Origin of the sequence: Oceanobacillus limi (assembly GCF_900111445.1) — a bacterium.
GTDB lineage: Bacteria > Bacillota > Bacilli > Bacillales > Amphibacillaceae > Ornithinibacillus > Ornithinibacillus limi.
Genome location: NZ_FOHE01000001.1, coordinates 14,751 through 39,008 on the forward strand (window position 1 = coordinate 14,751; position 24,258 = coordinate 39,008).

A 24,258-nucleotide genomic window follows, 5' to 3' on the forward strand; every position below is an offset into this window, starting at 1 on the left:
TTATTCGAATAACTTGATTTAATCTTTGTAAGACATCACCAATAAATTTACTCTCTTCTTGTTGTATTAAACCCCCCGTTAATGCAAAAGAGAAGGTTTAGTTTTTAGCTTGAAAATATATAAATGTTTTTCTTACCAAAAATACAGCTAATATCGGAATAAGTATATAAACCCCTAATCTAAAAACGTCTAAATATGCCATTGTAAACCCTATAATCATTACAATTAGTGATACTAAAAATAAAGCCTTAACAATCGGTCTGGACACATTCTTGAACCCTTTATTTTTCTTCTCTAAATTCCATACTACTAATCCTAAAACCACTCCTATTGAAAATAGAAATAAATAAGTTAAAAACACCAAACCCCTCCATAAATAAGTTGTCTTTCTTACAAACTAGCATATAATACTCTATGCTAAAGACAATCGTTGTTAAACTAAACTGCTTCGTTTGTTCAACAAGATAAACGCACCCGATCGATTTGTTTAAGACGTTTAATATTGTTAGGTTTATTTCCATTTATCACCGCAATTTCTATATCAATCTCTCCTTCTGCATCTGTTGAATTATCTCTCCCAAGATAGTTCAACAATGCTATTTTGCACTTTCTGCAATCTTTTTAAGTGCTTTTGCACGAGAAATGATAAAGTCTGTCATATACTTTTCCAAAAATATTTTGTCCGCAATAATTCCAAATGGTCCAAAAGGTGACTTATACTCAAACGTATCCATCATTAAAGTCCCGCTTTTTTCTTCTTTGAATTGATGGGTATGTGTAAAAGAACTAAAAGCTCCTTTCACCATAACATCAACAAACACAAGGGGCTTTTCCATATGGATTACTTTTGCTGTTAGCCTTTGCTTAATACCAAAGTGAGTAGCTTGCCAAGTAACAGTATCGCCCTTTTCTAACAGTCCATGTGTAACTCCACCAATCGCTTTTTCCTTAGTCTGAGCAGTTGTTTTCGTATGTATATCTACGTTTCTAGCAAGGTCAAAACACACTTTAACAGGTGCTTGAATAAATTGCTGATGCTTAATAATCGGCATATGCTATCTCCTTTGTATGTACAATTCTTATTCAATATTATTCTGTTTCTTGTTGCACATACCTGCTACTATGTTTTAAAAACAATCCTCTACTTTAGTATATCAAGTTTTACCAATTCGCAGCACCTTTTTGGTGCCAGGCACCAAAATAATGGTTTCGCAAACCTAGTAATACTGGGGGTTCGACAAGCACTACGGGGTGCCTGGCACCGAATTTAGATCGGAAGCTGGATTGTGTGAAAATGATTCATTAGACAACCTATGATGAGCATAGTTTTTAGGGCGAAGCTTCTTTGAGGGTGGCATCTCTCTTGGAGTAGTAGGTTGTGTCCTAATATAGATAAAGGAATGGGACTTGAGTTTACAATTTATTTGATGGAGGGGAATGTAATGTACGAGATAGGTGAGCAACGAATAAGATCTGGTGTGTTCCAATTTAGCAGGACGGTTCATGGTAAACTGGAATATCAAGAATTAATTCGAAATGTAGAACAAGCAGGAGCTCGTATTATTAATGAAACACCTCTAGACAATCAAAAGCGAGTTAACGTTTTACTAGAAGTAGATAGGAGAAAGCGGCAATACTAACATACAATTGGACAGTTGGAATGATATAAAAATCGACAGGTGCCTGGCACCTGTTATTTTTATTTTCCTTGAATAATAGGGGGTTAAATAAAATAAGTATAGGTAGACAAGTTCTTTAAACCAACTATAAAGGAGACTTCACGTTGACACTTGCTTTAGTACTTATTTTATTACTTGTATTGTTCTTGCCTTTTATGGTCAAGCTGATTGAACGAAATTTAGAGGCTTTTTTATTTTTGATGGGATTAATTGCCGCTACCCTTAGTGGCGTATTAGATAGTACGTTATGGATGAAAGCACTTAAAAATCCAATCCATATTACGATTGTCGTATTCATAGCGAGTTTGTTGTTTAAATGGCTAAGAAACCCAATCCGAATGTTGATTCAAAAAGCTACTCGAATCCTTGATATCAAAGTATTTCTAACATTGATGATTGTATCATTAGGACTATTATCCAGTGTGATTACAGCAATTGTTGCTGCTATTATTTTAGTATTTATGATAAGCATGCTTCGGATCGATCGAGAAACAGAGGTCCGTGCTGTAATTTTGTCCTGTTTTGCTATTGGATTTGGTTCTGTACTTACACCAGTTGGAGAGCCATTGGCCACCATAACAACAACGAAATTAAATCAGGATTTTTCCTTTCTATTTCATTTAATTGGCTTAGAAGCCATCGTTGGGGTTTTATCGATTGGCATCTTCGCGATATTTTTTCTAAAGCCGAAGCAATTAGAGGAAGCAGAGGGAGGAAAAGCCTACGAAAGTTACTCCCATATTCTTTCACGCGCCATAAAGATCTATTTATTTGTGATGGGGTTAACCATGCTTGGTTCTAGTTATGAAAGTCTTGTAAATCAGTATTTGCTAGATCTTAATACGGGCATTCTATTTTGGGTAAACATGTCGTCGGCTGTTCTGGATAATGCGACGTTGGCAGCAGCAGAAATAAGTCCAGCGATGGAAGTCGGAACAATTCGATTTATTTTGCTTAGCTTAATTATTAGTGGTGGAATGCTTATTCCGGGTAATATCCCAAACATCATTGCAGCAAATAAACTAGGAATCACGAGTAGGGAATGGGTGAAATATGGGGTTCCTTTAGGTTTGGTAATGATGAGTTTCATGTTTGTATATCTGACATTTAACTAGTTGAAGCTATGTTAATTTTGGTACACTAAGAATAAAGGTATCTCGACATGATTTAGGGAAGATGTCGATATTTCCCGGGAAATGTTAACAGTGATTTCGATGAATAACGAGGGAATTTGCTTTGGAGTTGTGGAGGCGAACACGTATGAAACGACAAACAAAGATTCATATAATTGGATGGATTTTAGGCAGCATTCTAGGGTTTCTTAAATGGCAATATCCTGAGGAATCCTCTATAATAACATCTGGTTTAGGTGGACTTATTGCTGTGATGATCGTTTGCTATTTGATTATTTATGAGCCAAAAAAGAAGAGTTGAGTTTCTCTATAAATAATGAGAAGGGATGTGATCTGTGGAAGGTCACATTTTTCTTTTTGAGGGCAATTATCAAGAAAAATTATGGTAGTATTGTTTTATAAGAGATATTTGGTGGGTGGGATGACAATGAAACGATTTGTAACAGCGTTACTAGCAACGGTTGTATTTGCAGCTATATTTTCAGGCTTTTCATATGTACCTACTTCTCAACGTGAACCGAACGTTTACTATTTTGGATTTTTTGAAACAATGGTATTTGTCATCATTTATGCGTCACCAGTCTATTTTCTCGTTGGATTACCCTCTTCCATCTTAATTGACAAGATCGTTATCAAAGTATACGGAAAATCAAAATGGAATCGTTATTTCTGGAGATTAGGCTTTTATTCATTGGCTGGGATCCTAATTAGTGTTATATTGCTAGTTTTTATACAAAATAACGATCTATTAGAAGCTATTCCATTTACGATTTGCTGCATGATTGCATCGAATATTTACTTTCATCTGTACCTGTTGGTCTCCAAAGTAATGAAGAAAAACACCCTAGTATGGTAGGGAACAAAGCTAGCAAAACGATGATAATGACACGAATGAGGAGGAAAAGTTTATGAGAGTAACCAAAAAGGAATTGTCAACTGAACAACGTGAAGAATTAATCCAAACCTTGAAAGCCCGTTTTGAGAAAAACATGAATCGACATGAAGAACAGGATTGGAAAAAGGTCCAAGCGAAGTTGGAAGCGAATACAGAGAAACTGTGGTCGCTTCATGAAATGGAAGTAACCGGCGGCGAACCGGATGTAGTTGGTCATGATGAAAAAACAGATGAGTACATATTTTACGATTGTTCAACTGAAAGCCCTAAAGGTCGCAGAAGTGTATGCTTTGATCGCGAGGGGCTAGAGTCTAGGAAAAAACATAAACCAGAAAACAATGCAATAGATATGGCAAATTCCATGGGGATCGAACTTCTAACGGAAGAAGAGTATCGCGCGTTGCAGAAGCTGGGGAAATTTGATATGAAAACGTCGAGCTGGGTGCAAACTCCCTCTGATATAAGAGAACTCGGCGGTGCCCTTTTTTGCGATTATCGCTTCGGGCACGTCTTCGTGTATCACAATGGTGCCTCCTCTTACTATAGCTCCAGAGGGTTTCGTGGCTCGTTAAGCGTGTAAAACTAAATTTTCGATCGGATTCATTCGGAAAAGCTTTGGGATATTCATTTAGCCAATCATTGTTGTTGGAATGAATATCCCTGTTTTCGTTACAATGGTTGGTCAAGTCTACTTATTTTTCTTTCGCTCTCTTGCCGCTCTTTTTCGAGCCTTTTTACTTTGGGGAACTTCTGTACCAAATTCTGTGTCAGCCGCGTTATTGGTTACTTCTGCTTGAGCCTGGTTTTGGTTTTTCTTCCGTTTTGCCATCATATTACCTCCCTTCTTTTTTTACTACTCATGAACTATCCTTCCACAAATTAACAATTTTATGTGGAAATCTTTAAACATTTTTACATAAATTGGTTTTTGGAACGCAACAAGAGGGAGGGATAGTATTGTTTCAGGTCTGACAACTGGAATTGGAGGCTTCCAACTTTTCCTCCCTTCGTTTAAACTGGATGTATGGATATTATTGGGAAAATAGATGAAATGGTGGAGGAGAATTAATATGAAGATAATTATAGGAATCGTATTTTTCTTGGTGATTGCTTATCATCTAGTAAACTTTATTCAATTATTAATGAAGATGAATGAAAAAATCATATTCCCAGCTAATGATACGGAAGCTGCCGCAATACGGAAACATCCGGAGAGGGCATTAGACCCCCCAACGTATAAGGCGCAGAAAGTCGGAATTATCATCTATGTATTTATGTTACTGTTTTTGCTGGGCGTGTTCTTTGTTGGGGCTTCTGTCCATCAATTCGACAATTGGGCCATCTTTCTTTTTATGTTGTTGCCATTTTCCTATTCGCACGACATGTTGAATATGTTTGGCGTATTAGAGGGCGGTCTCCTCGTTGGAAGTCGATTTATTCCTTGGAACAAGGTTACGTCTGTTCAGTTTAAACGCATTGACATCAACCATAAATATTATGGCTTTTCGAAAGAGGTCAATGACAGTGGATACGAACTGATTATAAAGCAGCGATTTTTTTCTAGGAATTGTATTGTTACTTCTATTGAAATGAAGGAAACGTTAACAGAAATTTTTCGGGAGCGTGTTGATTTGCAAGAGGAGGAGTTGGTTGAAGAGAAGGGAAGGTAGTACTGATTATTAACGTAAGAAAATGGAACTTTTTCTACTTCAAAAGATGTTCAAATAAATGAAGGGTTTATCTTTGACAAAGGAGTAAAAAGTATATAACTAATAATTAGGTGGGGGAAAGAATCTGGACTTTTAGAGTTCGTATTAGTAGGGACAGACCCTGCACCTCTGCTGAAGGATCTGTCCTTTAAAGAGATTATCCTATATCTTGTAGTCTAATCGTTCCCGAGTTGGTTTGTAGTTGTAAGTTATTCTCTCTGTTTCCAATATAACCAGAGACTCCTCGAGCGGATTTATGTTCGACCTCGAAAGGGATGTTTGTGATTATATGACCTGATCCTGATTGAATATCAAGTGCAGTATTCAAGTGCTTGCTTGGAGCATGTACGGTGATATTTCCACTATGTGCTTTTAAATCTACTGAATTTCTATTTGTTAACGTAAGGTATATATTACCTGAAGTTGTGGAACCTCTTACGTCTCCTAAACATTCTTTGATTTTTAAATTTCCCGACGAAGTATTGCTTTCGAGGTTATTGATTCGACATTTTGTTAATTCGACATTTCCGGATGTCGCTTTTGTTTTGGATTGATTTACATGAACTTCCTGTAAACGAATCTTCCCTGAAGATGCTCTCACGTCTAGCGCATCACCATGGATGTTTTTCAATTGAATGGATCCCGACGTAGCCCCACCATGTAAATTACCATAAACCGTATCTATTTTTACCTTACCTGACGAAGCAGAAAATCTAAACTGGTCTACATTGAAATTAGTTGCGTCAATTGTTCCAGATGATGCCTTTATATCTATTCTGTTCGCTTCCATATCTTTTACTTGGATAGAACCAGAGTTTGTCCGTAAATCGATTTCATCAGCAATTAAGTCATTGGCAGTAACCTTTGCTGATGTAGTTTTTATTCTCCAGTGATTTGCAACTGCACGTGGAACCTTTACTTTGAGATGACACGAAGGTAAACTTCTAAAAAAATGAATGCTATCCTTACCGAATTTTTGGACGCTGATCTCAACGGAATCATCCCTACGATTAATTGAAAGAACTGGTCCGCGTTCATAGGTTTTTAACGTTATGTCGATTTTTGGTTCTGCATGAGTAAGAATTTCTACTTGCACGCTTGATGATTGGATGGAAAGTTCGTTAATGGTACGTAGATCAAGAGATTCTTTTTGGATTACCTCTTTATACTGAATAGCTTTTTTTACCGATGTCCATATTCTTGAAATAAAGGAGTTCTTCGTCTTCTTCATTATCGCATTCCCCATTATCATTTATTTAAACTTAATTTCATTCTAAATAATCCATGAAGTCGATACAACCTGCTGTCGGTTGAAATTTTCTCCGTCTATAGATGGAGGGTAAACGGGAGACAAAAGATCGCTTCATCCTGATCGTTACTCAATATCCCAAAGTATAGTTATATGAGAGAGGGAGCTGTGCTCCTAGTCCTTGCTTAGTAAGTTATAAAATTAGTGTTGAAGGTTATAAAAGCAGGACTTGAGTCCAGTAGGATCACTCTAACACTAAATAATTGAATCGTTCATAGGTTTTATAGTTCCAAATATATGTATAGATATTTAGAATACGAATCAACTAGAATATAATAATATTATAGAAAGGAATTTATAGAACTGGAGGAGAAGATAATGGGGAATGCACCAATTTCAGAGAAAGACCGGATTCATACGATTGATATCATCCGGGGGTTTGCCTTGTTTGGTATTTTTTTAGTAAATATGCCGTCCTTTCATTCACCCGTTTTTATGAAAACAATGTATGGCGTTGAAATGGAGTATACGGGCCTGGATTACTGGATCGACGTGTTTTTTACACTTTTTATAGATAGTAAGTTTTTCACGATGTTTTCTTTTCTTTTTGGGCTTGGTTTTTATATTTTTATGAGTCGAGCAGAAAAGAAGGGGCTAGGTATGAAAAGGCTTTATGTTAGAAGAATCTTAGCCTTGCTATTGTTTGGAGTTATTCATCTTATTGCTTTGTGGTATGGTGATATTTTACATACCTATGCGATTGCTGGTCTATTTTTACTATTTTTTTATAAAAGAAAGATCAGAACGATGGTCATATGGGCAGGTAGTTTGTTGATTGTATATAATGCCTTCATGAGTCTGACGTTATTGGTTCCAAGTGGAGTGCTGGAAGAGATAGAATCTGCGTCTGTTGGAATGACGGCTGGTTTGGAGAAATATGTAGAAGTCTATGAAAACGCGGGATATTTGGAATGGGTTTCTTATCGTCTTGGTACTGAATTACCGATTATATTGGTAAATCTTTTGCCAGCGATGGTGCCAGTGTTTGCGATGTTTCTAATTGGGTTGGCTGTCGGAAAGGCTGGTATATTCCAGAATTTGCAGGAGCATACATCCTTTCTTAAAAAAGTGCGTACGATTACACTTTCCATTAGCATTCCACTAGTTGGGGCGTTAGCGTTATTTACATTGGGAATTATCGACTGGGGGATAAAACAAACATATGTCATCGAAGTATTGACTAGTGTTAGTAGTATTTCGTTATGTTTATTTTATATTGTCGCTTTGACTTTGTTGCTTCGAAACGAAAGTTGGCAGAAAAAATTACGCCCTCTTGGAGCTATGGGGCGGATGGCTTTGACGAATTATCTCATGCAAACGATTATTTCCGTTGCGATTTTTGTTGGGCTTGGCTGGTATGGAGATGTTGGATTGTTTATGGGAACGCTGATCTGTTTCGTCATACTTGTGATTCAAATGGTGGCAAGTACATTCTGGTTGAAGAAATTCCAATTTGGACCGTTTGAGTGGTTGTGGCGAAGTCTGACGTATTGGAGGCTTCAGCCAATACGCAAGCAGGAGATTGTTTCAAATGCTGTCGAGGAAAAGGGGCAGGTGTAGTGAGTGAAGGAAGGTGTTGGAAGGATGGCTGCTGGAATAGAGGATAGCAGTGGCAACATTTGGGTTCCTAGTGCGCTATCTCATAGGGGCATCAAAAAAAGTATGTTAAGGTAAGTGTGAGTAGACTTAACGATTTGTTTATACTAACAAAAAAGGATGTGTTCGCATGGCAAAGCGAAAAGGAATTATACGCCATGAATCACTGAAGCCCCTGTCTCGTCATCACATGGTTGGCCTGCATATAGCGTTAAAATTAAAGCGAGCCGGTACGGAAGAAAGCCGATTAACATTGGAAGAAATTATGCAGGATGTAACTGATTTTTGGAATCCTAACGGTCAAAATCACTTTAGGGAAGAAGAAGAAATATTATTGCCTGCTTATGCACAATATGCATCTGTTGAACAGTCGGAAATTATCGAGATGCTGTTGGAGCATGTGCAAATTCGATCCCAAATGACGCGTCTTCTGGAGGCGGAGGAATATGATATTCCAAGCATGCAGGAGTTAGGTGTTCTACTAGAAAGTCATATTCGGAAAGAAGAACGTGTCATTTTCCCGATGATCGAAAAAGCATTACCTGAAGAAAAACTTAAGGAACTAACCCCGTACTTGCATGAAGGTTGATGGAAGGGGGATTGGGTGTTGACATAATACAATTATTAGGTGCCAGGCACCTAATGATTGTTCTCGGTTCCTGGATACCCGTGGGAGGAAGCGGGAGAACCGTCCCTACGCTTCCTATTGACAGTATAATTAATAAAATTTATACTAAAAATAAGAAAAAGGTACTGAGTAGCTCCAATTACTCAGTACCTACAACTACAGCCGCATGAAGAGCGGTTGACCATATGTTTGTTTCACAAAGGAAGTAACCACTACCATGGTCGGCGGGCGGTTACTTCTTTTTGTTTACAATGACGACAATGGTTAAGATAAGTGTTATTCCTGCTGTCAAAAAAATACTGAATTGAACTAGTAAACTTAAAGCCTCATAAGTCGTCATCTTTACCACCTCCCTTCACAGGAAGTGGTCAACCGCCCACGATACTATGTAGTTGTTACCATTATTTTATCATAAAATATATAAGATTCACACGAATAACAGAATATATGCTCGTTTTTTTGATTGGTCAGGTGCCAGGTACCTAACGATCTTATATATGGTTCCTGGATATCCCTGAACGGAAGCGGGAGAACCGTCCCCGCGCTTCCCCGCGCTTCCTTCACTGCCGGTAATATTTGACGAGGTCTGGGTATTCTTTTATTTCTTGTTTGCCTTTGTCGCTTAGGACGTATACGCCTCTTTTGATGCGAGTAAACCACTTGTAATAGTTTTTGCTTAATATGGATTGTGTTTTCTTGCCGGTTCCCATTTGTATTAATTCTTTCGGTGATAGTTCACCGTGCTGATCGAGATAGCTAGCAATTTGCACGCAGTTTTCGCGATAAGCGGTCATAATCTGTTTTCTGCTAGAACCGCCTACATTATAATCCCCACTACGTCCTTCGATCTCCTTAATAATCGCTTGTCTAAGATATTTTGCTTTCCCCATGCTGATGGGACGGTGAAAAGGAGTCGGCTCCAGGACAACCTCTACTCTTTTTCTTTTCTCTGTAAACGAAACGAAGATCAGACCTAATTCCAGTCTCTTTAAGAGGTGACAGGTATCTCTCCATTTCTTGGAACGAGGATTATGCTTTTTGGGTTTTGGGATAGCAATATATACATGCTCAGACAACCGCTGCCGTTTTGTTGCTTGAATGAGCAATTCCACCGTTAAGTTTAACTTCAGTTCCACGATAATTAAGAGATCCTCTTTCATAACAGCAATATCACAATCTTTTACCTCACCATAAACTTCATATCCCTTTCGTTTGAAATAATTATGGATAGGTTGATACAAATCCACCTCTTTTAATTTTACACTTTCTCTCATCCTAGCACCGTCCATTTCAAGAATACTAGAGTACATTTTATCACATTTGAGGAAGCAGTGGGACGGTTCTCGCGCTTCCAATGATCGTGGAAGGAAGCAGCAGAACCGTCCCCACGCTTCCACCCCGCCCTTTTTCCTAATTTCTGAATGGGGGGTGATATTGTTTCGGGTTTTGACATAAGTTCATAGGGGAGGTGATCATAGTGAACATAAAGATTAAGATTAAGAAAAGTACACAAAACAAGGCGGTTTGCGGGTGTGTCTATACTTGTTAGTGACTGCTTAGTGACTGTGAAATGAAGGAATGTCCCTAGGGATATCCCTTCATTTTTACATTGATTTATTAAGCGTAGAATAGGAGGGAGATCATGACTAAATTACGAACAAGCCTTAGTTTTCGAGGGTATCCAGATCAATCACTTGTAACGTATTATGATGGTGAACAAAAGGATATTTTTGTTGATCAATTCCATCTGTTTTGGGATCTTTTAGAGGCATTAAGTTCCAATCAGAATACAGACATGATCCAAAAATGGAAGGACAAGCATGGGGTATCAGACACGGAATATGCGCTCATTATGGAATTGTTAGACGAACATAATCTGTTGGAAGAGGAATCGGTACAAGCAGGACAAGATACGGAGTTTTTGAAACGGAATTTAAATTTTTTTCGTACATACGGTTGGAATTCCGATGCTATTTTAAACAAGTTATCTCATCTTACTATTGCGGTCATTGGGGCTGGAACAGTGGGGGCGAGTATCGCTTACAGCTATGCAAAAATGGGAGTTGGAAAAATAATTATCTATGATTCAGATGATGTTGAAGCAAAAAATGTGCCTGCCCAATTTGTTTATGACCGTAACGACATCGGTAACGCAAAGGTTGATGCGTTAAAACAGAAGATCTATGAAACAAACCCACATACAGATGTCGTTCGTTACAATAAAAAAGTAGAGGACATTCAAAACATCGAAGAGTCATTGTCAGATCATCAAGTAGATTACATATTTTCCTGTTTTGACGATGGTTCGATAGCGCTATACCGAGATTTAATTAACAAAAGCGCGGAATTAGGTAGTACCTGTGTTGTACTCGGCTATGCGTATGACATGACGGTGGCATATGTTTTAGATGAAAGTAATATAGATTATTTCCTAAATAACAGCATCATTAGTTTTGATAAGGATTTTCTCATTACAGAGAACAGGGGCATGATGTTACAAAGCTTAATCGGTTCGTTTCTTGGAACGAGAATACTGTTAGGTGAAGCGGGATTCATGTCACATGAACGAAAAGAGGCTTATACGTTCAACGTAAAAACGATGGAATTTCAAATGTTGGATCGGATCGATGAAATTGCTGTCGATGATTTTACAAAACAATTAAACGCTATTTATCCGGTTGAAGAAATTCCTAATATGGTAGCTGCGTATCGGGAAGTTATCCGAAACCTTGGGGGAGATATCCCTGGCGCACTGGAGGTGGAATTACTTTCCCTCCAACAATTTTTCACCCTCCTAATTAATATCGATGGATTAGAAGCGCTTGGTTTGGAAAAGGTATATCAAGATTATGTCGAGCTTCTCGGTTCCATTGATGAGGCAGAGGAATCCCAATCCACTCAAACCGACGATCATTACGTTACATATATGTCCTTGATTCAAAATATGAGCATATCTGTGGGGGATGAAAATGAAGGGATATACAGCATCTTTAATCGGATTAATCAAATCAGCGATGAACAAGAGAGAAAGGTGTTGCAAGAGAAATGTTTCACCACCATTAAAGAATATGCTGACGTCTTATTAGGTTACTTCGTAGAGGCGAAAAAGCCTTATATCGAACCAATGAATACGAAGCAATATGTTGAAAACGTGTTTGGTTGTTCCGTCCATCACATAGACATTTTCAATCAAATCTATCAAGAACAATTTGAAAGTCTTACAAAACGTATCTATGAAGTTATTTTTCCAAATCAACCATCCAATCAAGTTGATTTCTTATATTTTCAAGAAGAACATACAGAATTACCCGACTTAGAACTAGAGGAAGGCTTCAAAATCATACGGCAGGCGTTCCAGGAAAATAATCAAGCCTTTGCTAGACATAATACCGAGCTTGAAAAAAAGAATGCGATCAAGCAGAATCATGCGAATTTAAATCGGACCTTTTATTTTCCTCAGGCAAAAGAAAATAGAATCATTATCGACTTCAATGGAAGCTACAATTCCTTGTTTACACTCGCTCACGAAATTGGGCATTCCTATTTTAACAAAGCGTATAATGATAGTTTCTTCGACGATAGTTATAAATTAGTGAATGAAAGCCTTGCGAATTATAAAGAGATTCGTTTTCTCTATGCTTTACTGAACGATAAAGAAGAACACGTTGATAAAAATGGAGTTTCCATGGAATATCTACACCGACTCAATAAGACACTCCTATCCTCCTATTCCATTTATGTACTCGAAAACCAAATGATTCATCATATCCGATCCAAAAATACATTATCGGTAGAGGATTTTTTACAAATTCAAGAGGTAAGTCCAGGTTTGCTATTAAAAGAGATTCGTTTTATGAACAGGAAACATGCGAACTTAAATGTGCTCTTAAACCCGGGATTTGTATTTGATTACCAAGACCATATTCAAGAGCCGGTTTCATTCCTTCTAGGGATGTATCTACATGCGTATTCCATGAAACATGGGGTGGATTATACCGATTATAAAATAAAAACAGCATTGGCTAACAAATGCACCCAGCTCGATTCCTTTTGTAAGTTCGTATTTGGTATGCCTTTTCATTCAGATATCATTCGTGATTCGTTAGCGTTGACCGATCAACTCATTCAAACGTTGACAGAACATCTAAATAATCAATCGATGAGAATGGGGCAGTAATATGTTTCAACTATTATTGAAGAGAAATTTCACCTTGTTGTTTACCGGTAGATTAATTACGAATATTGGTGATAGTTTATATGCTGTGGCAGCGATGTGGCTGGTTTATGAGTTAACTAGCAATTCGATCTTCACTGGAATTGCAGGTGCATTAACGATGGGACCGATGGCTCTTAACTTTTTAATTGGGCCACTTGTCGATCATCTTCCATTAAAAAATTTATTAGTCTATTCTCAATTGATCCAAGTTGTACTGATTTTGATCATTCCCATTACGTTTTATCTGGATATCTTAAATGTTTGGATTGTGTTAACAATCATGCCAATTGCTGTGTTCATTGAACAATTTGCGTATCCCGCGCAACAGACCGCACTACCGAAAATTTTGGAGAAAGAAGAGCTGGTCAAAGGGAATTCAATGATGGCTTTTGCTTACCAAGGAACCGATATTATTTTTATTGGGCTCTCTGGACTAATCATTGCCTATATCGGTGCTATTCAAGTTTTTGTGATCGATGCATTTACGTTTTTAGTCGCTGGACTTCTCTTTCATTTTCTCGCTTTACCAAAACGAGCAAATGAGGTAGCGCAACAAGGGATGAAGGACACGATTAAGTCGGCGAAATCGTCATACACCAAAGACTTAAAAGAAGGGATATCCTACGTAAAGAACTCCTTTATTCCGAAGTTCCTCGTTGCAGTAGTAGGTGCAAATTTTCTGTTTGGAGCAGTCAATGCGATTCTGCCTGTTTACGCGGATTTGCGTGGGGGAGAAGTATTTTACGGATACTATTTAGCAGCTTTGTCCGTTGGAATGTTAGTTGGGTCCTTATCCGCCTCAGCTTTGAATCGATTTAGCATCAGTACGATTATGATTGTCGGATCTGTAGCTGCAGGTTGTTCATGGTTGGCTTCTTTTATGGTAACAAATAGCTATCTTTCCGTTATAATGTATGGGCTAGCGATGATCCCAATTGGTAGCATTAATGTAATGACGCAATCCATGCTCCAAGCAATTGTATCGGAGGCACTATTAGGCAGAGTCGTGACCATCGTTTCAAGCATGGCCTCCATTGCCCTTCCAGTTGGGGCCCTGTTTGGCGGCATAGCTGCAAACTTCATCGGAAGTGAATATGTCTTCTTTTTAGGCAGCATCGCAAACATATTAATAGGTGCTTACTGGCTAATAAATGCCGATCTGCGGAAAATCCCTACCCTAGAAAAAATGAACCCAGAAAACTATGGCCTATCTGCATAAGGGAGTGGAAGCGGACGGTTCTTCTGCTTCCTTTTGGAAGCATGAGAACCGTCCCCACGCTTCCCTTGACATTTTTATGGTTCGTTATATAATCTTATTTAAATAAGTGTCGAGATAATTTAAATTTGATGACGAGAACGAGTAGGTGTGTTATCTGTTCTACAGAGAGTTGACGTTTGGTGAAAGTCAATGTTCAGAACGTATCGAAAATCCTCTCCGAGAAGCAAAGCTGAAGATTTTTAAGCTTTGACGGGATTCCGCCGTTAAAAGGAACACGTATGATGGTACGTAGATGAGTGCTATGAATGAATTTTATAGAAGATTTATTGATAGAATCAGGGTGGTATCGCGGGTTTAAACTCGTCCCTAACATTAGTTAGGGGCGAGTTTTTTTATATCTAAAAATAATAAAGGAGTGACGAGATGCAAAAGGTGGATGGAAACGAAAAAACGTTCGAGAGGGAAAAGCGAATTCAAGATTACTGGAATTCTACTAACATTTTTCAAAAGTCAGTGACCAATCGTGAAGGTCAACCTTCATTTGTATTTTATGAAGGTCCCCCAACTGCTAATGGACTTCCGCATGCTGGGCATGTATTGGGGCGTGTAATAAAAGACTTTATTGCTCGATACCAAACAATGCGGGGGTATCAAGTGATACGAAAAGCTGGTTGGGATACGCATGGCCTTCCCGTTGAATTAGAAGTGGAGAAGAAAATTGGGGTTTCTGGTAAACAAGAAATTGAGAAATATGGTGTTGAGAAATTTATAGAAGCATGCAAAAAAAGTGTCTTCGATTATGAGAAACAGTGGCGGAGATTTACGGAGGCAATTGGGTATTGGGTTGATATGGATGACCCGTATGTAACACTTCATAATGACTATATCGAAAGTGTTTGGAACATTCTTTCCAACATTCATGCAAAAGGATTATTGGACCGTGGTCATCGAGTAACTCCATATTGCCCTAATTGTCAAACCTCCCTAAGCTCTCACGAAGTAGCCCAAGGGTATAAGGATGTAAAAGACTTATCGGTTACCGCAAAATTCAAGGTGGATGGAAAAGACCGAGAATACTTTTTAGGCTGGACGACAACTCCATGGACCCTTCCCTCCAATGTTGCATTAGCCGTACAGGAGGACTTAGATTATGTCAAAGTTCAACAAGATGATGAGGTTTATATTCTTGCGAAAAACCTGGTAGAAAAAGTCTTGGGAAGTGAATATAACGTAATAAGTGAACATAAAGGGCATGAGCTAGTTGGTCTTACGTATCAACCTCCTTTTGACTACCTGACGCTGGAACGAGGGCATGAAGTTATTTCCGCAAATTTTGTAACAGATGATAGTGGAACGGGGATTGTTCATTTAGCTCCAGCACATGGTGAAGATGATTACAACGCGATTAAAGATAGTGGTCTAGATTTTGTAAACGTGGTGGACGAAAAAGGGTGCTATACGAATGAAATTACCCCGCTTGCTGGAGAATTTACCAAGGATTGTGACGTTAAAATCATCAAGTTACTCGCAGACCAAGGTCTTCTATATGCAAAAGCGAAGTATGAACACAGCTATCCACATTGCTGGCGTTGTGATTCACCTCTTATCTACTATGCAATGGAAGGGTGGTTTATCAAAACGACAGCAATAAAAGAAACGATCCTAGACAACAATCAAACCGTACAATGGCATCCACATCATATGAAGGATGGACGTTTTGGCAAGTTTCTTGAAAACATGGTCGACTGGAACTTAGGAAGGAATCGTTACTGGGGGACTCCATTGAATGTTTGGCTCTGTGAAGCATGTGAGCATCAATTTGTACCTGGGAGTATTCAAGAATTAAAAGATCATGCCAAAAGTGGAATGACGGAGAATTTAGAACTTCACAACCCATATGTTGATGAAGTAATCGTGGAATGTCCTGCTTGTTCTCATGATATGAAAAGGACGAAAGAGGTTATCGATGTTTGGTTTGATAGTGGATCAATGCCATTTGCACAGTATCATTATCCATTTGAAAATAAGGAATTATTTGAGAAGCAATTTCCTGCAGATGTCATTGTAGAAGGTGTAGATCAAACAAGGGGTTGGTTCTACAGCTTATTAACGGTTTCCACCTTATTCACTGGAAAAGCTCCATATAAGCGCGTGTTATCACTCGGACATATCCTAGATGAAAATGGACGTAAAATGTCCAAGAGTAAAGGGAATGTCATTGACCCAATGGAATTAGTTGAGAAATATGGGGCGGATGCTTTACGTTGGGCATTACTTGCTGATAGTGCACCATGGAATAATAAACGCTTTTCAGAAAACGTAGTCAGTCAGGCAAAATCTAAGCTTGTCGATACGCTTAACAATGTTCATTCCTTTTACACGCTATATGCTGATATTGATGGATTTGACCCGAATATACACAGCCAGCAGGGAGAAGCCTCTCTTTTAGATAAGTGGGTTTTATCCCGAGTAAATACGGTAACTCAAAACGTTATAAAGTATCTAGATACCTATGATTTTACTGCAGGTGCAAGAGAGTTATCGATATTAGTAGATCAAGTGAGTAATTGGTATATCCGTAGGTCGCGCGAACGTTTTTGGAGCAAAGGGTTAAATGAAGATAAATTAGCAGCTTATCATACGTTATATACGGTATTAGTAAGGGTAAGTCGATTACTGGCACCTTTTACGCCATTTATTGCAGAAGCTATTCATGTGGATGTAACTGGGGATAGTGTACACCTTTCTGATTTCCCTTCTGTAGTCAATGATGAGGTGCAGCCAACGTTAGAAATGGAAATGGATCACGTATTACAAGTTGTTGAACTAGCCCGTTCTGCGCGTAACATGACGAATATAAAAACGAAGCAACCTTTATCGATGCTTACTGTAGTAGGTTCGAAAAACGATACCGAATTCCTTCATAAATATGCATCGATCATTAAGGAGGAAATCAATGTAAAGAACGTTCATATGCAAGATCATGCAGGGGATTCGGTTAACTATGAACTGAAGTTGAACTTTCCAACTGCTGGTCCGAAACTCGGCAAGCTAGTTGGAGTTGTACAAAAGTCATTGCAATCCTTATCACCGGAGGAGGCCAAGCTAGTTGTTGAACAAGGTTATTTTAAAACTACTTCTCCAACTGGTGAAACGGTTCGTGTAGAGCAAGAGGATCTACTAGTGAATCAAAAAACGAATCACGGTTTAGAAATGGCTTCAAACACGACATTTCAAGTATTCTTAAATACAAACCTGACAGACGACTTACGTAAAGAAGGAAAGGCACGGGAACTCATTCGTGCTGTGCAGCAATATAGAAAAGAATTGGACCTTCCTGTGGAACAACGTGTGCATCTAGTCGTTGATGTAGATCGATCAATGAAGGAAGTAATTGAGCAGTTTAGAGAGCTATTGGAAAGCAACCTTCTATTAAAGAGTTTGGAATATAATAAAAGAGAAGGTATGAAGTTCGTGGTGATTGATGGAGTTGAAATTGGCATTGATGTGAGGGTATGATGAGAAAGGGAATTTTACATTCCTTTTTCCAAGATGTCTGTTCCTTTCTCGCTCGTTATAAAAGGCTTTAGAGGACGTGGACACATCATTTTTCAGTATAATGCATAGTATTTATCATATTAATACGTTAAAGGTACCGAGTAACGTTAACTACTTGTTCTAAAAAGAAGTAATCGCACTGATCCTGGGGCGATTACTTCTTTTTTTAGGGAAGTTATTTTGATAAGGAGAACGTTTTAGTTGGTTAGATACTAGACAGAGTGGATTCACCGCTGGGGGTTGGTGAAATTATATGCTTAATTTGGGTTGAAAAGTCCTTTATTAAGCTATAGTGTACATTAGTAAAACAAGGTGAACAAAAATGAATGATCGCCTAATTCTATTAAAAAATCGAATAATATTTTTGGAATATTGTGTTAGTATTTAGTTATAGTGAAACTCAATTAACGGGCAGTGCCATTTAAATTAAATGGAAATTATTCTTACGGAATGTTGGCTGATAGGGTTGCTACTTATTAAGAGTTAAATTTTGGGAAGAAGGTGTTTTATCATAGTAGGTGAATCAAATGATCCAATGCAAGAGTATATAGATAATCAAGACAAACAAAAACAATTATATAAACGCACGTTAATCATAGTCGTTATCTCGCAAATGTTTGGTGGGGCCGGATTAGCAGCTGGGATAACAGTTGGAGCATTACTTGCAGAACAGATGCTTGGTACAGATGCATTTGCAGGTCTTCCTGCTGCTTTATTTACTTTAGGATCAGCAGGAGCTGCATTAGCAGTAGGAAGACTATCAAATCGTTATGGAAGACGCATGGGGCTAGCGACAGGATTTATTACAGGTGGACTAGGGGCGATAGGTGTTGTGATTGCAGCACTTATAAACAGTATATTTTTATTATTCGTATCTCTGCTCATATATGGTGCAGGTACTGCGACTAATTTACAAGCCCGATATGCTGGTACAGACTTAGCAACGAACAGACAGCGAGGTACTGCTGTAAGTATAGCGATGGTCTCTACTACATTTGGTGCAGTTGCAGGTCCAAATTTAGTGGATGTGATGGGGGATTTCGCCCTTTCTATTGGTATTCCAGAACTCGCTGGACCATTTCTCTTATCCGCAGCAGCATTTATATTAGCAGGTCTTGTGCTATTTGCCTTTTTACGTCCCGATCCATTCATTGTCGCATTAAAAATAAATGCAAATAAGCAAGATACAGAATCTAGTGTTAATCAAGGTAAAAATCCAATAAATAAAAAAGCAATTACAGCAGGTGCAATTATTATGGTACTGACTCAAATTGTGATGCTTGCCATAATGACAATGACACCAGTTCACATGGGGGATCATGGTCATAGTTTACGTGCAATCGGACTTGTTATCGGATTTCATATCGGTGCCATGTACCTTCCTTCACTATTTACAGGAATTCTTGTTGATAAGATTGGACGACCTGCCATGGCGATTGCTTCTGGAGTTACATTGCTTGCTTCGGGTGTCATAGCAGCGATTGCACCGGGAGATTCCTTATTTCTAATGATTATTTCTCTTTCCTTGCTTGGTATTGGATGGAACTTTGGCTTGATAAGTGGTACATCTTTAATTGTCGATTCAACGGAACCTTCCATTCGTGCTAAAACTCAAGGAACAGTGGATGTTTTTATTGCGTTAGGAGGAGTTTCCGGTGGCGCCTTATCCGGAATGGTTGTTGCTGGTTCTAGTTTTGAAATGTTATCAATTGCTGGAGGTGTTTTATCCTTAATACTCATTCCAGTGGTGATATGGGCTCGTAGTAGTAAAGATTGATGAAACTAATCGAATTCATTTTTTTTCAACAAAGTGTGCCATCTGTAAGAGGAAGATACGCTCTTTCACTATTAGGGCAAATTAAGCAAGTATAAGTTTAGGATAATACCACAATTGTTAACCAAACGAATAATTGTGTTAACATTACAATGGATACAATAAATTTAGTTATTTGGGAGGATTCAGAATGAACAATAGAACAGTTGTTGCACTAATAGGTAGTTTTCTTATTTTTGCTGCGGGGTTATTAAGATTATATACTGAATCGCTTTCCTCAACACCTTTATTTGTAGCCTATTTATTCGTTATTACTGGGTTAATTGGGGTTGTTGCTAATGGATTAAAGTTGGGTAAATCCAAAAACACCTAAATATCAAAGAGAATTTAGTAATTTTTGTACCACTAACGGGGGCAAGGGTTAAACAAAAGATCATCAAATCGATGGTCTTTATTTTTATGAAAAATGGTTGGAATATTATGCTGATATAGTAAAATCGATTTAGCCTCAGTTATGATCCCGCACGAGTGGTTATTAGAATTAGATTGTTTGGATAAATTTCGCTAAAGGAGAGGAATAGTTGAACTACCTAAATGTAGTTCAAAGCGATGATGTGAATAAAATTTCTAAACTCATTTCGCAAAAGAGCTTTAATAATGTCTCTATAGGAGTATCAAGGAATATTCTTGAGTATTTTCAAGATAATAATGGGATTAAATTTCCTTATCGTATTCACTATATTGGTAATTTAGATGAATTTATAGTCAGTTTAAAGCAACAACAAAAAATGATTGTTTATTGTATCTATTCAAGGATTGTGACGGTTATGTACGACAAAAACATCTGAATTCATTGCTTTTAATGGAATAAGAGGATTGGGCTATTCCTTACATCGTAAAAATATGTGGTGAATATGTCGTAGAAATATTAGAAATGACTAACTAAGAACTACAGGATTTTTCACTTTAGTTGGCGTAGCTTCTGTTTTTATTCGCTTGCCAGGGGCCATTATATAAATTATGAATCCATCTCTACGTATTTACTTGCATTTTAAATCCAAGAGTTTTAATGAAATATTTTAAAAAGTTATCCCTACAACTGTTTGTGAGAATGGATGATATAAATACCCTCGACATTACAACTCATGCAGAGGGTATTTAGCAACTATTTATACAGAAGCTTTTAGATGAATGTTACTATCATCTACTTTTACGACCCAACCAAATGGATCGTCTCGTCTACCATATTGAATTCCTGTTAGTGTGTCATATAGTCTTTTTGATAGATCGCCTGTTTCTCCGTTGTTAATTACAAGGTCTTCATCGTTCCAGGCTAATTGACCAATTGGAGAAATAACCGCTGCTGTTCCTGCGCCAAATGCTTCTTCTAGCGTACCGTTTTTATAGGCTTCGTATACTTCTTCCATGGAAATGGCACGCTCCTCAACCGGAATGTTCCAATGTTTTAGCAATTGGTTCACAGAATTTCGTGTAACACCTTCTAAGATACTTCCATTTAGAGCTGGTGTGACCACTTCACCGTTGATTTTGAAGAACACATTCATACTGCCAACTTCTTCAATATATTTCCGCTCGACGCCATCTAACCATAATACTTGGGCAAATCCTTTTTTTGCAACGTCTTCCTGAGCTTTTAGGCTAGAAGCATAGTTTCCTCCAGTTTTTGCTTCACCAGTCCCACCTACAACGGTACGGACATATTGGTTTTCCACGGCAATTTTTATTGGATTGATTCCCTCTTTATAATAAGCTCCTACTGGGGATAGAATGACAATAAATTTATAATGACGAGAAGGAGCTACACCAAGATAAGGCTCGGTGGAAATAATGAATGGGCGAATATACAGAGACGTCCCTTCTGCTGTCGGAATCCAATCTTTTTCTAATGCAATAAGTTGTTGGATCGCTTTTATTCCAAATTCCTCATCAATTGGTGGAATACAAAGTCGTTGGTTCGAACGATTTAATCTATGAAAGTTTTTTTCCGGACGAAATAATTGAGCATCTCCTTCTGGTGTGATATATGCTTTCAATCCTTCAAATACAGATTGACCATAATGAAATACCATTGCGGAAGGATCTATGCTTAGTGGTTGATATGGTACAATGCGTGGATCGTGCCACCCTAACTCATCCGAATAATCCATTATAAACATATGATCGGTAAATACTTTTCCAAATTCTAGCTGACTTGACTCTGGCTTTTGCTTTCGCGAAGAACAAAGCTCCATATGAATTGTTCGTTCTTCCATGACACCATCCCCTTGTTGTTAAATATTGCTATCAATCTTAAGATATTTTTCAGGCTTAGGCAAGACCTATTTTTGAACAAATTTAAATGTAAACGCTTTATCAAAATAATTAGAAAATTTAAGCGAAAACCTCTTGATTTAATGTATAAACAAGTTTAGAATCTTCCTTATTATCTTTTTTTTACTTTTTCAGAAAGTGGAAATTTAAAAAAATAAAAGTAAAAGAATTATTTGCTTTGATAGGAGAATTGATTTTTTTAAAAGGGAGGCTTAGCGATGATTACATTTGTTGCATCAATCATGTTACTAGTAGTAGGTTATCTTGTTTATGGGAAGGTGGTTGATCGAATTTTTGGTATAAACGATCAACAGAAAACACCAGCTTATGCAAAAAATGATGGTTTTGATTATACGCCGATGAGTTGGTGGAGAGCGAGCTTAATACAGCTATTGAATATCGCTGGGCTTGGTCCTATATTTGGTGCAGTGATGGGTGCTTTGTATGGTCCGGTTGCATTTATATGGATTGTAGTTGGTTCCATTTTTGCAGGGGCTGTGCATGATTATTTTTCGGGAATGTTATCACTAAGACACAATGGGGCACAGTATCCGGAACTTGTAGGGAAATATTTAGGGAGACATGTGAAATTATTAATTAATATTTTAACGATTCTATTGATGATTCTTGTTGCTGCGGCTTTTACGGCAGGTCCAGCAGAACTAGTGGCCCAAATTACACCACTTGGTTTCACAGCTGCTATTGTAGTTGTTTTTGCTTACTTGTTAATTGCATCTGTATTGCCAATTAATAAAGTGATCGGAAAGATTTATCCGATATTTGGAGCAATTTTAATATTTATGGCTGTTTCTATTGGCATTGGGATGTTCTTTTTTGATAATCCCATACCTAATTTAACCTTTAGCAATTTACATCCAGGTAACTTGCCGTTGTGGCCGCTATTAATGGTTACCATTTCTTGTGGGGCAATATCTGGGTTCCATTGTACGCAGAGCCCAATTCTAGCTCGAACACTAAAAAAAGAAAGTGATGGTAGAAAAGTCTTTTACGGGGCGATGATCGCTGAAGGAGTGATTACGTTAGTTTGGGCAGCTGCAGGTATGACGTTTTTTGGTGGGACCGAAGCGCTTCAAGGTGCACTAAGTGCAGGGGGGCCTGCTGGAGTGGTTAATGAAATTAGTATTTCAACCCTTGGGGCTTTTGGTGGCATTCTAGCCGTATTAGGTGTTATTATTCTTCCAATCACCACTGGCGATACGGCCCTTCGTTCATCTAGAATGATGCTTGCAGATTTGTTGAAACAATTTACGAAAAAGGATTTTAAAGGTAAAAAATCATTGATGTTCTTAATGATTCCTGTAGCAGTGCCAGCATTTTTATTAACACAGATTGATTATAGTTTTCTTTGGCGTTATGTTGGTTGGTCCAATCAAGTTGTTGCAACGGTCATGCTTTGGACGGCTGCTATGTATTTATTAAAACATCATAAATTCCATTGGATTTGCAGCATACCCGCAATATTTATGACGGCAGTTGTTAGTACCTATATTTTTTATGCACCAGAAGGTTTTAATTTAGCTTATTCAACTTCTATGATTATTGGAGCTATCATTTGGCTTGTCGTTGTTATGTGGTTTGTATGGCAGGTTATTCGACATAAGGATTGGCCAACAAATAAAGTTGTAAGAACAGAAGCAGGATAAATCGATTTCTAATTAAGCTTAATTGGTAATTAAGTCGTTTCGATCAATTGGGGAAATAGTAGAAAACAGCGATTAGCAAATGAAATAGTCAAACAATTAAAAATAATATTAACGCACAAAAAAGCTTGAGGGAACTTTACAATCCTCAAGCTTTTATTTTTCATGTAGTAGATTATTTCTTCCATGTAGGTGTTTAGAGAGAAAGTTATGAAGCTAACGAGGTAGGTTTATTGAAGAAGTTAAAACTGTGGTTAAATATCCTTTCATTGTTTATCCTCCTCGCTAAGTAAAGAAGTAAGATCTATAAATAATTGTTCAAGCTCTTCGTATGTTTTTTCGACTGGAGAATCTATTTGTAACATTCCTTTGCACTTTAATTAAATCACTTTTACGAATAATATTTGTTTTTGCCAATTCGTCACCACAAGGGGAATACGTCAAATTAAATTATGCGTTTCCCTAAATTTGAGAGGGGAAAATCAATTGTAAGAAATGCAGAAAAAGAGTTATTCTATCCAACGAATAATTCATTTAGGTAATAATTGAT

22 protein-coding genes and 1 other annotated feature are annotated in these 24,258 nt (G+C 37.8%); of the genes, 15 read left to right on the forward strand and 7 right to left on the reverse strand.

Features of this window, described 5'->3' with window-relative positions:
• Nucleotides 1-97: 97 nt before the first annotated feature.
• Entirely contained in the window at nt 98-361 is a 264-nt protein-coding gene (locus BMX40_RS00185) for a hypothetical protein (protein ID WP_090865590.1), read from the reverse strand.
• Between the two features lie 235 nt (nt 362-596).
• Nucleotides 597-1,052 carry an SRPBCC family protein gene (locus tag BMX40_RS00190; protein ID WP_090865592.1) on the reverse strand — a complete coding sequence of 152 codons (456 nt, stop codon included), beginning with the start codon at nt 1,050-1,052 and terminating at the stop codon, nt 597-599.
• A 390-nt stretch (nt 1,053-1,442) separates the two neighbouring features.
• On the opposite strand from BMX40_RS00190, the gene BMX40_RS00195 reads away from it, so the two are divergent.
• From BMX40_RS00195 to BMX40_RS00210, 5 genes are all read left to right on the forward strand, one after another.
• Nucleotides 1,443-1,640, forward strand: coding sequence for a hypothetical protein (locus BMX40_RS00195; RefSeq protein ID WP_139177892.1), 198 nt, complete (start codon nt 1,443-1,445; stop codon nt 1,638-1,640).
• Nucleotides 1,641-1,783: 143 nt separating this feature from the next.
• Nucleotides 1,784-2,794, forward strand: a complete 1,011-nt coding sequence (locus BMX40_RS00200) for a DUF1646 family protein (protein ID WP_090865596.1) — start codon at nt 1,784-1,786, stop codon at nt 2,792-2,794.
• 145 nt (nt 2,795-2,939) lie between these two features.
• Nucleotides 2,940-3,113: a hypothetical protein gene (locus BMX40_RS19995; RefSeq protein WP_170840606.1), complete on the forward strand. Its 174-nt coding sequence runs from the start codon at nt 2,940-2,942 to the stop codon at nt 3,111-3,113.
• Between the two features lie 126 nt (nt 3,114-3,239).
• A complete protein-coding gene (locus BMX40_RS00205; protein ID WP_090865598.1) occupies nt 3,240-3,668 on the forward strand; it encodes a hypothetical protein in 429 nt (142 codons plus the stop codon).
• A gap of 52 nt (nt 3,669-3,720) precedes the next feature.
• Nucleotides 3,721-4,287: a DUF4256 domain-containing protein gene (locus BMX40_RS00210; RefSeq protein ID WP_090865601.1), complete on the forward strand. Its 567-nt coding sequence runs from the start codon at nt 3,721-3,723 to the stop codon at nt 4,285-4,287.
• 108 nt (nt 4,288-4,395) lie between these two features.
• Here the strand turns inward: BMX40_RS00210 and BMX40_RS20000 are convergent, their stop codons facing one another.
• The gene (locus BMX40_RS20000; protein WP_170840607.1) at nt 4,396-4,536 is read right to left on the reverse strand and encodes a hypothetical protein; all 141 of its coding nucleotides are present in this window, start codon (nt 4,534-4,536) and stop codon (nt 4,396-4,398) included.
• A gap of 241 nt (nt 4,537-4,777) precedes the next feature.
• Here BMX40_RS20000 and BMX40_RS00215 point away from each other — a divergent pair, with 241 nt between their 5' ends.
• The gene (locus BMX40_RS00215; RefSeq protein WP_090865603.1) at nt 4,778-5,377 is read left to right on the forward strand and encodes a hypothetical protein; all 600 of its coding nucleotides are present in this window, start codon (nt 4,778-4,780) and stop codon (nt 5,375-5,377) included.
• A 196-nt stretch (nt 5,378-5,573) separates the two neighbouring features.
• On the opposite strand, the gene BMX40_RS00220 is transcribed toward BMX40_RS00215, so the two are convergent.
• Nucleotides 5,574-6,647 carry a DUF4097 family beta strand repeat-containing protein gene (locus BMX40_RS00220; protein WP_170840608.1) on the reverse strand — a complete coding sequence of 358 codons (1,074 nt, stop codon included), beginning with the start codon at nt 6,645-6,647 and terminating at the stop codon, nt 5,574-5,576.
• Nucleotides 6,648-7,043: 396 nt separating this feature from the next.
• Here BMX40_RS00220 and BMX40_RS00225 point away from each other — a divergent pair, with 396 nt between their 5' ends.
• Both BMX40_RS00225 and BMX40_RS00230 read left to right on the forward strand, forming a co-directional pair.
• Nucleotides 7,044-8,285 carry a DUF418 domain-containing protein gene (locus BMX40_RS00225; protein ID WP_090865607.1) on the forward strand — a complete coding sequence of 414 codons (1,242 nt, stop codon included), beginning with the start codon at nt 7,044-7,046 and terminating at the stop codon, nt 8,283-8,285.
• A 166-nt stretch (nt 8,286-8,451) separates the two neighbouring features.
• Entirely contained in the window at nt 8,452-8,910 is a 459-nt protein-coding gene (locus tag BMX40_RS00230; protein ID WP_090865610.1) for a hemerythrin domain-containing protein, read from the forward strand.
• A 271-nt stretch (nt 8,911-9,181) separates the two neighbouring features.
• On the opposite strand, the gene BMX40_RS20575 is transcribed toward BMX40_RS00230, so the two are convergent.
• Both BMX40_RS20575 and BMX40_RS00240 read right to left on the reverse strand, forming a co-directional pair.
• A complete protein-coding gene (locus tag BMX40_RS20575) occupies nt 9,182-9,289 on the reverse strand; it encodes a putative holin-like toxin (protein ID WP_244513288.1) in 108 nt (35 codons plus the stop codon).
• 220 nt (nt 9,290-9,509) lie between these two features.
• Nucleotides 9,510-10,223: a DUF2161 domain-containing phosphodiesterase gene (locus BMX40_RS00240; protein ID WP_090866418.1), complete on the reverse strand. Its 714-nt coding sequence runs from the start codon at nt 10,221-10,223 to the stop codon at nt 9,510-9,512.
• A 368-nt stretch (nt 10,224-10,591) separates the two neighbouring features.
• Between BMX40_RS00240 and BMX40_RS00245 the strand changes: the two genes are divergently transcribed.
• The 6 genes from BMX40_RS00245 to BMX40_RS00270 all read left to right on the forward strand — a co-directional run bounded on the left by BMX40_RS00245 (nt 10,592) and on the right by BMX40_RS00270 (nt 20,564).
• A complete protein-coding gene (locus BMX40_RS00245) occupies nt 10,592-13,126 on the forward strand; it encodes a ThiF family adenylyltransferase (protein ID WP_090865614.1) in 2,535 nt (844 codons plus the stop codon).
• Between the two features lies 1 nt (nt 13,127).
• Nucleotides 13,128-14,384, forward strand: coding sequence for an MFS transporter (locus tag BMX40_RS00250; protein ID WP_090865616.1), 1,257 nt, complete (start codon nt 13,128-13,130; stop codon nt 14,382-14,384).
• A gap of 119 nt (nt 14,385-14,503) precedes the next feature.
• Nucleotides 14,504-14,755 (forward strand) — a binding site (T-box leader).
• Between the two features lie 52 nt (nt 14,756-14,807).
• Complete coding sequence (gene ileS, locus BMX40_RS00255) at nt 14,808-17,903, forward strand: isoleucine--tRNA ligase (RefSeq protein WP_090865618.1); 3,096 nt, start codon at nt 14,808-14,810, stop codon at nt 17,901-17,903.
• A 574-nt stretch (nt 17,904-18,477) separates the two neighbouring features.
• On the forward strand, nt 18,478-19,719 hold the full coding sequence (locus tag BMX40_RS00260) for an MFS transporter (protein ID WP_090866419.1): 1,242 nt from the start codon (nt 18,478-18,480) through the stop codon (nt 19,717-19,719).
• Between the two features lie 187 nt (nt 19,720-19,906).
• Nucleotides 19,907-20,089, forward strand: a complete 183-nt coding sequence (locus tag BMX40_RS00265; RefSeq protein ID WP_090865620.1) for a hypothetical protein — start codon at nt 19,907-19,909, stop codon at nt 20,087-20,089.
• A gap of 208 nt (nt 20,090-20,297) precedes the next feature.
• Nucleotides 20,298-20,564, forward strand: coding sequence for a hypothetical protein (locus BMX40_RS00270; protein WP_244513289.1), 267 nt, complete (start codon nt 20,298-20,300; stop codon nt 20,562-20,564).
• A gap of 321 nt (nt 20,565-20,885) precedes the next feature.
• Here BMX40_RS00270 and BMX40_RS00275 read toward each other — a convergent pair whose 3' ends face one another.
• A complete protein-coding gene (locus BMX40_RS00275) occupies nt 20,886-21,989 on the reverse strand; it encodes a branched-chain amino acid aminotransferase (RefSeq protein WP_090865623.1) in 1,104 nt (367 codons plus the stop codon).
• 276 nt (nt 21,990-22,265) lie between these two features.
• Between BMX40_RS00275 and BMX40_RS00280 the strand changes: the two genes are divergently transcribed.
• A complete protein-coding gene (locus BMX40_RS00280; protein ID WP_090865625.1) occupies nt 22,266-23,711 on the forward strand; it encodes a carbon starvation CstA family protein in 1,446 nt (481 codons plus the stop codon).
• Nucleotides 23,712-24,258 lie beyond the last annotated feature (547 nt).